Source organism: Streptomyces sp. JJ38, assembly GCF_019303475.1.
Classification (GTDB): Bacteria; Actinomycetota; Actinomycetes; order Streptomycetales; family Streptomycetaceae; genus Streptomyces.
Window position 1 is genome coordinate 1 of the sequence record NZ_JABLSI010000029.1, and the last position, 11,479, is coordinate 11,479.

An 11,479-nucleotide genomic window follows, 5' to 3' on the forward strand; every position below is an offset into this window, starting at 1 on the left:
CGCCGTGCGCAGGCCGTGGGGGCCGGGGCCGGGGCGGGAGCCGCCGCGGTCGCGGGCCGGGCGGGCCGCCGCGCGGCCCGCCCGGCACCGGTGGCGAAGAAGCGGTTCATCGACTACCCGCGCTCGGGCAAGCAGGGCTTCCGCCGCTGGACGCCGTCCTTCAAGCAGATCTCCGCGATGTGCATCATGGGCTTCGGCATGCTCGTGGGCCTCTTCGCCATCGGCTACGCCATGGTCGGGGTGCCCAACGAGGCGAACGCCGCCGCCCGGCAGCAGAACAACGTCTACTACTGGGCCGACGGCTCCGTCCTCGGCCGTGAGGGCTCGACGAACCGGCAGAACATCGACCTGAAGGACATTCCCAAGTCGATGCAGAACGCGGTGATCGCCGCCGAGAACGAGACGTTCTGGACCGACAGCGGCGTGGACCCGAAGGGCATCGCCCGTGCCGTCGTCAACATGGCGAAGGGCGGGGACACCCAGGGCGGCTCGACGATCACCCAGCAGTTCGTCAAGAACAACTTCCTGTCCCAGGAGCAGACCCTCGACCGGAAGTTCAAGGAGCTCTTCATCTCCATCAAGGTGGGGACGACACTGGAGAAGGAGGAGATCCTCCAGGGCTACCTGAACACCGCCTACTACGGGCGCAACGCCTACGGCATCCAGGCCGCCGCGCAGGCCTACTACAGCAAGGACGCGGTGGACCTGGAGCCCGACGAGAGCGCCTTCCTGGCCACCGTCCTCAAGGGCCCCGACCTGTACGACCCCGCCGGCGGCCTCAGCGACGCCGCGAGCGCCAAGGCCAACGCCGAGCGCGCGAAGAAGCGCTACTACTGGATCCTGGACCGTCAGCTCGAGCTGGAGCTCATGACGAAGAAGGAGCACGCCCAGTACTCGAAGGAGTTCCCGATGCCGCAGGACCCCAAGCCGGTCCGCGGCGACTCGGCGCAGGCGAGCTACATGATGGAGACCGCCAAGCGGTACGTCATGGCCAAGACGGGGCTCACACGTGACGACTTCGAGCTCGGGGGCTTCCAGATCTACACCACCTTCGAGAAGGGCAAGACCAAGCAGCTGGAGAAGGCGGTCAAGTCGGCGCGGGAGAAGCACCTCAAGCCGGAGGAGCGGGAGAAGGACCAGTTCGTCCAGTTCGGCGCGGCCTCCGTCCAGCCGAACGACGGAGCCATCGTCGCCATCTACGGCGGCGAGGGCGTGGACAAGGGGCACTACAACAACAACGCCGACACCAGCGGTATCCAGGTCGGTTCGACGTGGAAGCCCTTCGTCCTCGCGGCGGCGATGGAGCACGGCACGTACCTCAGTGACGGACAGGGCATCTCGCCGGAGAGCAAGTACGACGGCGACAACGGCATCGTCATCAAGACGCAGGACGGCTCCCCGTACCTGACCAAGGACCACGAGCCCTTCCGCCAGGTGAACGAGGGCGACGCCGACTACGGCATCGTCACGCTCCGGGAGGCCATGGAGGTCTCCGCCAACAGCCCGTACGTCCAGCTCGGTATGGACGTCGGAATGCAGAGGGTGCGGGACACGGCCGCGGCGGCGGGCATCAGCGACCACAGCTTCGACGCCCTGAACCCCTCCTTCGCGCTCGGCACCTCCACCCCGTCGGCGATCCGCATGGCCGACGCCTACGCGACCTTCGCGGCCTCCGGCATCCAGACCGAGCCGTACTCGGTCACCAAGGTGCTCCGCGGCGGCGACGAGGTGGCCGGCTTCGAGAAGCCCAAGAAGAAGCAGGCCATCGACCCGAACGTGGCCAACACCGTGACCGACGTCCTGGAGGGCGTCGTCAAGAACGGAACCGGTAAGCAGGCCCTGGAGCTGAACCGCGCGGTGGCGGGGAAGACGGGTACGACCGACGACAACAAGTCAGCCTGGTGGGTCGGGTACACCCCGCAGCTCTCCACGGCGGTCACGATGTTCCGGGAGGACCCGAAGAACCCGGGCCTGCTGTCCATGAACGGCACCGGCGGGCTGGACTCCATCCACGGTGGTGACATCCCGACCCGGGTCTGGGTGGACTACATGAAGGAGGCGCTCAAGAAGACGCCCCCCGAGGCGTTCCCGGAGCCGCGTCCCATCAGCAACGTCGTCAACGGCGGGAACGTGCCGGAGGAGAAGCCGGAGGAGCCCGAGGAGAAGCCGGAGGAAGAGGAGACCGAGGAGCCGACCGAGGAGCCCACGGAGGAGCCGACGGAGGAGCCGACCGACGAGCCGACGGACAAGCCCACCGGCAAGCCGTCCTGTGGCCCGCTCGACTGGAACTGCGACGACTCGAGTGGCCAGGACTCCGGCCAGACGGGCGAGACCACCGGGGAGACCTCCGGTGAGACGACGGGTGAGACGACCGGGGACACCACCGGCGACACCGGGGACACCACCGGCGACTCGGGTGGTGGCAACGGCAACGGGAACGGCGGCAACGACAGCGGTGGCTGGTTCGGCGGGTCGGACGCCGACAGCGGCTAGCCGAGGGACGCGGCAGCACCGGCGCGGGGCGCCATCGGCCTGACGGCTGATGGCGCCCCGCGCCCGTCCGCGTTCACAGGGCGAGCTTGAAGCCCGCGTGGGAGGCCGTGAAGCCGAGGCGCTCGTAGAAGCGGTGCGCATCCGTGCGGGAGGCGTCGGAGGTGAGCTGGACGAGCGGGCAGCCCAGCCGCCGGGCCTCCTGCACGGCCCAGCGGATCAGGTCCGAGCCGAGCCCGCTGCCGCGCTCGTCGGCGTGCACCCGCACGGCCTCGATGAGGGCCCGGGAAGCCCCCTGCCGGGACAGCCCGGGGATGACCGTGAGCTGGAGCGTCCCCACCGTCCGCCCGTCGCGCTCCGCGACGACCAGATGTTGCTGCGGGTCGGCGGCGATGGCGGCGAACGCGGTGCGGTAGGGGGTGAGGTCGTCGGGGGACTCGCGCTGGGCACCCAGCGCGTCATCGGCCAGCATGGCCACGATGTCCACTATGTCGTCGGCCGTGGCGGGCCGGATGGTGAGATCGTTCATGGCCCGAAGCCTACGGCGACGGGCTCGGTGAACCCCGTGTGGACTACGGACGGTGATTTCCCCACGGCCTCTGCAGAATCGTGGAATTGCTGCGCCTCCGACGACTCTTGTGCATTCATGAGGTAACGGTATGGTCGGGTGCGCATCACGCCGCAATGCTCGGTCGGGCGTCTGACCTGCCCATGAACGCGGTGACATATCCGCGTCAGATAGGGACAAGACGAGTCGCTTCACGTCCACAGAAGTGCACGAACCGGCCTAAGACGTAGAGGACGAGGCACACATGACCACCATGTCGGCCGACAACGGGATACCCGGCCCCGAATCCGGCAGCGATGGTGACTGGGGCTGGTTTTCCCGGCCCAGCCGCAGTGAACCCGAGTCGCAGACCTCGGACGGGTCCTCCCCGTCAGGACCGGGCGGTGGCGCGGATGGCCACCCGGACGTCATCCCGCCGCAGTACACCCCCGGTCAGCCGCAGCACCAGCAGGCCCAGCCGCACCCGGGCGGCCCGCAGAATCCGCAGCACTCCGGCGCCCCCCAGCCCCGGCAGCACCCGCAGCCCGGGTACCCCGCCCAGGGCCAGCGCCCCCAGCAGGCCCAGCGTCCGCAGCAGGCGGGGCCCCAGCAGGCCCAGCGACCCCCGCAGCCTTCGGTGTTCGAGCCCGCGTCCGGCCCGCAGCCCGCCGCGAGCGGCGGCTCCCCGGCAGCCGGAGACGGCGCGCCGCAGGGCCGGGCGGGCGCGCCGCCCACCGCCGACGCCACGCTCATCCGCCGCACGATGGAGGAGGTCGAACCGGCCTCCGAGGCCGTCACCGCCTACTTCTACGCCATGCTCTTCGTGCGCCACCCGCAGTTGCGGGACATGTTCCCCGCGTCCATGGACGCCCAGCGCGACCGGCTGTTCAAGGCGCTGCTCACCGCCGCCCAGCACGTCGACAACGCCTCCGTGCTGACGGAGTACCTGTCCGCCCTCGGCCGCGGCCACCGCAAGTACGGCACCCGGCCCGAGCACTATCCGGCCGTCGGCGAGTGCCTGATCGCCGCGTTGACACGGTACGCGCACCACACGTGGTCGCCGCAGACGGAGGCGGCGTGGGTCCGCGCCTACACCGCCATCTCGCAGATCATGATCGACGCCGCCGCCGAGGACGAGGCACGTGCGCCGGCCTGGTGGCACGCGGAGATCGTCGCCCACGAGAGGCGGACGGACGACATCGCCGTCCTCACCCTCCGCCCCGACCAGCCCTACCCCTTCCTCGCCGGGCAGTACACGACAGTGGAGACGCCGTGGTGGCCGCGGGTGTGGCGCAGCTACTCGCTCGCCGCGGCGCCCCGGCCCGACGGGCTGCTGAGCATCCACGTCAAGGCCGTCCCGGCCGGCTGGGTCTCCGGGGCGCTGGTGCGCCGGGCCCGCGCCGGGGACGTCCTCCGGCTCGGTCCGGCCGCCGGGAACATGACCGTGGACCACGGAACCGACAACGGGCTGCTGTGCCTCGGCGGCGGCACGGGGATCGCCCCCATCAAGGCGCTCGTGGAGGACGTCGCCGAGCACGGCAGGCCCCGCCCGGTCGAGGTCTTCTACGGCGCCCGCAGCGACCACGACCTGTACGACCTGGAGACGATGCTGAAGCTGGAGTCGCAGCACCCGTGGCTGGCGGTGCGGCCGGTCGTCGCGGACGGCTGTCCCGTGCGCGCCTCGGGCCTGGCGGGCCAACTGCCCGACGCCGTCCGGGGAGCGGGCCGCTGGGGCACCTACGACGGCTATCTGTCCGGACCGCCGGGGATGATCCGCAGCGGCATCGACGCACTCGTGGGCGTGGGCATACCCGCCAGCCGCATACGGCACGACTCCCTGGACGAGCTCGTGTCGCAGGCCGCAGGAGACTGAGACCCTTGGGAGCACACGACGTGGAAGAGCGCGGAGACAGCGGCGGTCGGCCGGGCAGTGCGGGCGAGCACGAGATTCAGGCTCAGCTCGGATCCGAGCGGCGTGCGGACCGCTTCTACGCCGATCACATGCTCGACCACCTCAATGAGCGTATGAGGGAGTTCGCCTCCCGGCAGGAGATGTTCTTTCTCTCCACAGCGGATCGCGACGGCAACTGTGACAGTACGTTCCGGGCCGGTCCGCAGGGCTTTCTGCAGGTTCTGGACGAGCGAACGCTCGCCTATCCCGAGTACCGCGGGAACGGTGTTCACGCCAGCCTGGGGAATATCCGGGAGAATCCCCATCTGGGCATTCTGCTGATTGATTTCATCCGGGCCCGGATCGGGCTTCACATCAATGGGTCGGCGGAGATTCTGGAGGACGCGGACATACGGGCCGAATACCCGCACCTTCCGGAGGACCCGGTGCCCGGCCGCCGCGCGGAGCTGTGGGTGCGGGTGACCGTGGACGAGGCCTACATCCACTGTGCGAAGCACATCCCGCACCTCCAGCACGCGCCCAAGCGGACGAGGCGTGAGTGGGGCACCGACGACCACAAGCGCAAGGGCGGCGACTTCTTCGGCACCGCCCGCGACCGGGCCGAGCGGGAGGGGGGCCGCTCACCCCGGAGCGGTCACCGTCCGGCCGGTGGGACGTCGCCCCGGCCCACCACGCCCGGGCCCGTTTCCGCCGCCCCGGCTCCCGCCCCGGCTCCCGCCCCGGCTTCCGCCCCCGGGCCCGTGTCAGGACCGCGGGAGCCCGGCGGCGTCCCGGCCCCCGCGCCGGTGCCGAGTGCGGAGACGTTTCCGCCGCCTCCGCTCGTGCCGCCGCCGGGCGGGGCCGTCCCGCCGCCGCCCGAGCACCCGCCCGTTCCCGCCCAGCCCGCCGCCGGGCCGTCGGAGCCGGTCTCCCCGGTGCCGCCCGGGCCCGCCCCGCTGTCGGACCCGCTGACGGTGCCCGATGCCGACGCGCTCTCCGAAGCCGGCGTGCCGCCAGAAGCCGTCAAGTCGCCCGGGGCCGCGGAGCCGTCCGGGCAGCTGGCGTCGCTGGCCGCGTCGCGGGCCTGGCAGGAACGGGCCGAGCGGCTGCTGGCCGAGGCCCACGCCCGGCGCGACGAGAAGGACCGCGCCTCCTACGCCGAGTGGTTCAGCCCGCCCCGGAGCTGACCGCCCGCCGGGTCAGCCGAGGTCGTCCGCGAGCAGCGCCCGCACGCCCTCGATGTTGCGCCGGAGGTAAGCCCGCAGGGCCGGCGGGACGACGTTGACCGAGTCGACCCCGGCCGGGGTGAAGGGCAGCCGGACGACCTCGTACTCACCGGACGGCTCCTCCACCTCCGGGCCGTGCCGCCGGCTGAGGTCCATCGACGCCAGCCGGCACACGAAGAAGTGCTGGACCTTCACGCCGCCCTCGTCGCCCTCGGGCACGGTGTCCACGAAGGCGGGGACGGCATGGGTCACCTCGGCGCCGAGCTCCTCGTCCAGCTCGCGGTGGAGCGCGGCCGTGACGGACGCGTCCTCCGGCTCCATGCCTCCGCCGGGTGTGATCCAGTAGGGCTCCTCGCCGGGCTTGGTGCGCTTGATGACGATCAGCGCGTCGCGGTCGAGCAGGATGGCACGGGCGGTGCGCTTGACGACGGGTCGGGCGGAGGACATGCCAGGGGTCTCCCGCACCGGAACGCGACCGAAACCTCACCCGCCCCAGCCCATGCTCTCCGTCAACTGGACATTGACGGAGAGTCAACTACCCTGTGCCCAGAACCGCTCCGTCGGAGCGGGGGCGGCGGTTTGGGACACGAGGGGGAGTCCCAAACCGCTCGCGTCCGCGCGCCCCGCGGGCCGTCACTCCAGGGGCGTCTGTGGGCCCCCGGCCTCCGCCAGCGCCCGCAGGACGTCGGCGACGAGGTCCCGTGTGTCCTCGACGCCCACGGAGAGCCGCACGAAGCCGTCCGCCACGGCGTCCCCGCCCCAGCGGCCCCGCCGCTCCGCCGTGCTGCGCACTCCGCCGAAGCTCGTGGCCTGGTGCACGAGGCGGAGCCGGGACAGGAACCGTTCGGCGAACGCCCGGTCGGGCAGGGTGAACGACACCACGCAGCCGAAGCCGCGCATCTGCCGGGCCGCCAGCGGATGCGCCCGGTCCTGAAGCAGCCCGGGGTACCGCACCCCGGCGACCTCCGGCCGCTCGGCGAGGGCCCGCGCCACGGCCAGCGCGGACTCCGCCTGCCGCGCCACCCGGAGCTCCAGCGTCGCCAGGCTGCGGTGCGCGAGCCACGCCTCCATCGGTCCCGGGATCGCGCCCACCGTCTTGCGCCACAGCCGGACGTCCTCGGCGACGGCGGCGTCGCGGCAGGCGACGTAGCCGAGCAGCACGTCGCCATGGCCGGTCAGCGCCTTGGTGCCGCTGGCGACGGACACGTCGGCGCCCAGCAGCAGCGGACGCTGGCCGAGCGGCGTGGCCAGCGTGTTGTCGACGACGACGAGCGCGCCCTCGGCGTGGGCCGCCTCGGACAGGCGTCGGATGTCGCACACGTCGAGCCCCGGGTTCGACGGCGTCTCCAGCCACAGCAGGGACGCGCCCGCCAAGGCCTCGAACTGCTCCGGCCCCCCGGTCGGCACCGTGCGCACCCGGGCGCCGTAGGACTCCAACCGCTCCCGCAGCAGAGCCAGCAGGTTGTAGCCGTCCTCGGGGAGGACGACGACGTCGCCGGGGCGCACCCGGGAAAGCAGCACGGCGGACATGGCGGCCATGCCCGAGGCGAAGGCCACCGCCTGGGCCGTGCCTCCGGGGTCCTCCAACTCGGCGACGGCGCGCTCCAGCGCCGTCCACGTGGGGTTGCCGTCCCGGCCGTAGGTGTACGGGGCGTCGGCCGGGTCGCCGGGCAGGTGGTAGTGGGCGGCGAACGCCGGCCCGGGCAGCGGGGGCGCGTAGGGCTCCTCGGGCGGCAGCCCGGCGCGCACGGCCCGCGTGCTCTCCCCGGGCGTCTGGTGGCTGTCGGGTGTCATCGGCGGGCCAGCTCCTCCGTGATCGCGTCGAGCAGCCGCGGCATCGCGGACTCGATCATCTCCAGCACCTCGTCGAAGCCCTCGGGGCCGCCGTAGTAGGGGTCGGGGACGTCGGCGTCCTCACCGGCCGGGAAACCGCCGTCGGCCCAGCCGGGCTCGTACGAGCGCAGCAGCCGCACCTTGGCGGCGGGGGAGCGGCAGATGTTGCCGGTGCACACGACGCACACGCGGTAGGGCGCCGCGGGGCGGGCGGTGGACGGGCTCCGGTCGAGGAGGGACATGCGCCCATCATCGACGACGGGTTCCCGCCGGGGCAGCCCGCCCCCGGGGCGCCCCGAGGCGGCCCGAGACGCCCCGAGGCGGCCCGGGCGCCTCGGGGCGCGGGAAGGCGCGGGAAGGCCAGGGATCCGGGGGTCAGTCGGGCAGCACCAGCTCGACGGCCCACGCGACGATCGAGATGATCAGACCGCCCAGCAGCGCGGTGCCGAAGCCCTCGACGTGGAACGGGACGTCCAGCCCGTCGGCGATCCAGGAGGTGAGCAGCAGCATCAGCGCGTTGATGACCAGCATGAACAGACCGAGCGTGAGGATCAGCGCCGGCAGGGACAGCAGGTTCACGACCGGCTTGACCACGAGGTTGACGACGCCGAAGATCAGAGCGACCACGATGAGCGTGAGCGCCTTGTCTCCCGTGCTGTCACCGGTGAGCGTGATGTCGCCCACCAGCCAGACGGCGACGGCCAGAGCGACCGCGTTGGCGAGGGTCTTGACAAGAACATTCATCATGCTGGGGATGGTCTCCCAGAACCGCCCGGCGAAACGAGGGGTTCACACGGTGAAGTCGTTCCACTTGGCGGAACTGGAGGCCGAGCGGGCCGCCAACGACGGCGCATATCTCCAGTTCCTGCGGGAACGGAACATGTCGGTCGGCCTGTACGCCCTCGACCGGGGATCTCAGGATCCCCAGAAGCCCCACGGCCAGGACGAGGTCTACTTCGTCGTCAGCGGCCGGGCCGCCCTGACCGTCGGCGACGAGACGACGAGCGTCGCGCGCGGCAGCGTCGTCTACGTGCCCGCCGGAGTGCCGCACCGCTTCCACCACATCAGCGAGGACCTGCGGGTCATGGTCGTGTTCTCTCCCCCGGAAGGATGACGGCGGCGGGCGTGCCGCCCCCCGCGCCCCTAAGGGGCCGCTCAGGGCTGGACCCGGGCCGGCGGCACTCCCGCCGCGGTCTGCCGTTGCCTAGCATCGGAGGCAGCCGGACGACACGCCGGCACGGACTCGGCTCGGAGAACAGGGAGCGGACATGAGCACGAAGAGCACCCTCGCGGGGTTGCCCACATGGATCAAGTGGGTGGGAATCCTCGTCGTCGCGATGATCGTCTTCAAGGCGGTCGTATGGCTGGTGACGGCGGTGGTCGGCCTGCTGTTCAACCTGCTGCTGTTCGCAGCCGTCGTCGCCGTCGTCGTCTTCCTCGCACGGAAGTTCCTGTCGTCGTCCTCCGGTAACTCCTCCGGAGGCTGGTGAACCGACGCTCGGATCGCTGACCTGGGCGCCTCCCGCCGACGGAGGGACATGAACGCACCAACTCCGTTGTCAATCGGGTGACTTTGAAGCACGCGCATTGTGGAACTTCTCGATCTTGGTGAACGATGCCCCCAGGGGCCCCTGAGCCCCCAAATCCACAGCGAGGTCCACAGCAGCCCTGCCGAGACGCGGCCGGGCACGAGACGCCGGGGGCGCGGATGAACGGCAGGGTTCAGGCGCAGGTCATGATGAGCTTCCTCGCCTCGGAGGAGCTCTCCTTCCGGATTCCGGTGGAGCTCGTCTATGAGGCGGCCGATCCGTACGCGCTCCGCTTCACCTTCGGCCTCCCCGGCGACGAACCGGTGACCTGGGTCTTCGGCCGCGAGCTGCTGGTGGACGGCATCACCCGCCCGGCGGGGGAGGGCGACGTCCACATCAGCCCCGTCGCCGACGAGGCCCTGGCCGATCTGCACATCCGGCTCCAGGTCGGCCCCGAGAGCGCTCTGTTGCGGGTGAGCGCGCCGCCGCTCGTCGCGTTCCTCGACCGCACCGACCGCATCGTCCCCCTCGGCCAGGAGCCCGCCTGCGCGGACTTCGACGCCGAGCTGGACAAGATCCTCGCCGGCCGCCCGTAGCGCCGAGTCCCGGCCCGGGGTGCCCGGCCGGTGCCGTCACTTCGCGCGCCGCCGCCGGCCGCCGCGCGGGCGCCGCAGCCCCGCGTCCCCGCGGCCCAGCCCGGCGGAGACGACGAGCGCGGCCAGCCCCGTCGTCACCGGCACCGAGGCGACCAGGCCGATCGAGCCCACCAGCGTGCGGACGATCTCCTCCGCCACCAGCTCGCTCGTGGCCACCCGTCCCACCCCGGCCTCCGCGACCGAGAACAGCAGCAACAGCGGCAGCGCCGCGCCCGCGTAGGCGAGGACGAGGGTGTTGACCACCGAGGCGATGTGGTCCCGCCCGATACGCATGGCCGCGCCGTACAGCCGCCGCCGGCTCGCCGTCGGATCGGCCTGCTTCAGCTCCCACACGGCCGAGGTCTGGGTGACGGTGACGTCGTCGAGCACGCCGAGGGAACCGATCAGCACCCCGGCCAGCAGCAGCCCCTGGATCTCGATGTCCGGGTAGAGGCTGTGCACCAGGGCGGTCTGGTCGTCGGTGTTGCCCGACAGGTCCGCCCAGCCGATGAACAGCGAGCCGAGCAGGCCGATGAGCACGAGCGAGATCAGCGTGCCCAGCACCGCGACCGAGGTCCGCGCGGTCAGCCCGTGGCACAGGTACAGCGTCACGAGCATGACCGCGCTGCCGCCCACCACGGCCACCAGCAGGGGGTTCGCCCCCTGGAGGATCGCGGGCAGGATGAACAGCGTCAGCACCGCGAACGTCGTCGCCAGCCCCACCAGGGCCAGCACCCCGCGCAGTCGGCCGACCGCCACGACGACCAGCGCGAAGAACAGGGCCAGCAGGATCATCGGGACGTCGCGGTCGATGTCGACGATGCTGTACTGCAACTCCTCCGGTGCCTGTGGCGCGTAGGCCACCACGACCGTCTGCCCGGTGTCCGGGCGGCGGGTCGCGTCCGGGGTGAGCACTTCCGTGAACGTGCGTCCGGTATGCGGACCCGTCGTCACCTCCACCGTCAGCAGGCGGCAGTTCCCCGCCGTGGCCGGGTCGCCGTCCTGCTGCTGGGCGTTGACCTCCGCGCAGTCCACCACCTCGGACTTCGTGACCCGGGCCTCGCGCAGCTGGCGGTCGAAGCCCACGCCGGAACGCCCGTCCTCGCCCTCGGGGGCGCCCCCCGGCCACAGGATGACGAGCCCCGCGAGAACCGCCGTGGCGAAGGGGATGAGCACCGCCGCGATGACCGTGCGCAGATGCTGGGACACTGGCGCGGCGGGGCCGTGATGGTGGGTGTGCTGGTGGCCCTGTTCGGGAGTGTGGGAATCGGTCACGGACCGATCATCGCAAGACCCACTGGCGCGTTGCCGGGGCGAACCGCTAGCGT

Annotated in this window: 12 protein-coding genes; 6 read left to right on the forward strand and 6 right to left on the reverse strand. The window is 71.7% G+C overall.

Going from position 1 to position 11,479, the window contains the following annotated elements:
- Positions 1-2,493 (forward strand): transglycosylase domain-containing protein (locus HPT28_RS16880; RefSeq protein WP_306824631.1); only part of this gene is annotated, 2,493 nt, incomplete at its 5' end.
- Positions 2,494-2,566: 73 nt separating this feature from the next.
- On the opposite strand, the gene HPT28_RS16885 is transcribed toward HPT28_RS16880, so the two are convergent.
- Complete coding sequence (locus tag HPT28_RS16885) at positions 2,567-3,019, reverse strand: GNAT family N-acetyltransferase (RefSeq protein ID WP_219091934.1); 453 nt, start codon at positions 3,017-3,019, stop codon at positions 2,567-2,569.
- Positions 3,020-3,302: 283 nt separating this feature from the next.
- Here HPT28_RS16885 and HPT28_RS16890 point away from each other — a divergent pair, with 283 nt between their 5' ends.
- Positions 3,303-4,910: a globin domain-containing protein gene (locus HPT28_RS16890; protein ID WP_219091935.1), complete on the forward strand. Its 1,608-nt coding sequence runs from the start codon at positions 3,303-3,305 to the stop codon at positions 4,908-4,910.
- A gap of 5 nt (positions 4,911-4,915) precedes the next feature.
- Positions 4,916-6,115 (forward strand): pyridoxamine 5'-phosphate oxidase family protein, encoded by a 1,200-nt coding sequence (locus tag HPT28_RS27470; protein ID WP_306824632.1) that lies wholly within the window; start codon positions 4,916-4,918, stop codon positions 6,113-6,115.
- Positions 6,116-6,127: 12 nt separating this feature from the next.
- Here the strand turns inward: HPT28_RS27470 and HPT28_RS16900 are convergent, their stop codons facing one another.
- From HPT28_RS16900 to HPT28_RS16915, 4 genes are all read right to left on the reverse strand, one after another.
- Positions 6,128-6,601 (reverse strand): NUDIX domain-containing protein, encoded by a 474-nt coding sequence (locus HPT28_RS16900; protein WP_219091936.1) that lies wholly within the window; start codon positions 6,599-6,601, stop codon positions 6,128-6,130.
- Between the two features lie 186 nt (positions 6,602-6,787).
- Complete coding sequence (locus tag HPT28_RS16905) at positions 6,788-7,948, reverse strand: cystathionine gamma-lyase (RefSeq protein WP_219091937.1); 1,161 nt, start codon at positions 7,946-7,948, stop codon at positions 6,788-6,790.
- Complete coding sequence (locus HPT28_RS16910) at positions 7,945-8,229, reverse strand: hypothetical protein (RefSeq protein WP_219091938.1); 285 nt, start codon at positions 8,227-8,229, stop codon at positions 7,945-7,947. Before HPT28_RS16910 ends, HPT28_RS16905 begins: the two co-directional genes overlap by 4 nt.
- Positions 8,230-8,362: 133 nt before the next feature.
- On the reverse strand, positions 8,363-8,734 hold the full coding sequence (locus tag HPT28_RS16915) for a phage holin family protein (RefSeq protein ID WP_219091939.1): 372 nt from the start codon (positions 8,732-8,734) through the stop codon (positions 8,363-8,365).
- Between the two features lie 49 nt (positions 8,735-8,783).
- On the opposite strand from HPT28_RS16915, the gene HPT28_RS16920 reads away from it, so the two are divergent.
- The 3 genes from HPT28_RS16920 (at position 8,784) to HPT28_RS16930 (ending at position 10,112) form a co-directional block, all read left to right on the forward strand.
- Positions 8,784-9,101, forward strand: coding sequence for a cupin domain-containing protein (locus HPT28_RS16920; RefSeq protein WP_219091940.1), 318 nt, complete (start codon positions 8,784-8,786; stop codon positions 9,099-9,101).
- Between the two features lie 154 nt (positions 9,102-9,255).
- Positions 9,256-9,477, forward strand: a complete 222-nt coding sequence (locus HPT28_RS16925; RefSeq protein WP_219091941.1) for a DUF5326 family protein — start codon at positions 9,256-9,258, stop codon at positions 9,475-9,477.
- Positions 9,478-9,695: 218 nt separating this feature from the next.
- The gene (locus HPT28_RS16930; protein ID WP_219091942.1) at positions 9,696-10,112 is read left to right on the forward strand and encodes an SsgA family sporulation/cell division regulator; all 417 of its coding nucleotides are present in this window, start codon (positions 9,696-9,698) and stop codon (positions 10,110-10,112) included.
- Positions 10,113-10,148: 36 nt separating this feature from the next.
- Here the strand turns inward: HPT28_RS16930 and HPT28_RS16935 are convergent, their stop codons facing one another.
- Complete coding sequence (locus tag HPT28_RS16935; protein WP_308119320.1) at positions 10,149-11,426, reverse strand: YibE/F family protein; 1,278 nt, start codon at positions 11,424-11,426, stop codon at positions 10,149-10,151.
- Positions 11,427-11,479 lie beyond the last annotated feature (53 nt).

Bases quoted from the DNA above. Each gene is read 5' to 3' on its own strand.
- HPT28_RS16885 (WP_219091934.1), bottom strand. From the start codon at position 3,019: ATGAACGATCTCACCATCCGGCCCGCCACGGCCGACGACATAGTGGAC.
- HPT28_RS16890 (WP_219091935.1), top strand. From the start codon at position 3,303: ATGACCACCATGTCGGCCGACAACGGGATACCCGGCCCCGAATCCGGC.
- HPT28_RS16900 (WP_219091936.1), bottom strand. From the start codon at position 6,601: ATGTCCTCCGCCCGACCCGTCGTCAAGCGCACCGCCCGTGCCATCCTG.
- HPT28_RS16905 (WP_219091937.1), bottom strand. From the start codon at position 7,948: ATGACACCCGACAGCCACCAGACGCCCGGGGAGAGCACGCGGGCCGTG.
- HPT28_RS16910 (WP_219091938.1), bottom strand. From the start codon at position 8,229: ATGTCCCTCCTCGACCGGAGCCCGTCCACCGCCCGCCCCGCGGCGCCC.
- HPT28_RS16915 (WP_219091939.1), bottom strand. From the start codon at position 8,734: ATGATGAATGTTCTTGTCAAGACCCTCGCCAACGCGGTCGCTCTGGCC.
- HPT28_RS16925 (WP_219091941.1), top strand. From the start codon at position 9,256: ATGAGCACGAAGAGCACCCTCGCGGGGTTGCCCACATGGATCAAGTGG.
- HPT28_RS16930 (WP_219091942.1), top strand. From the start codon at position 9,696: ATGAACGGCAGGGTTCAGGCGCAGGTCATGATGAGCTTCCTCGCCTCG.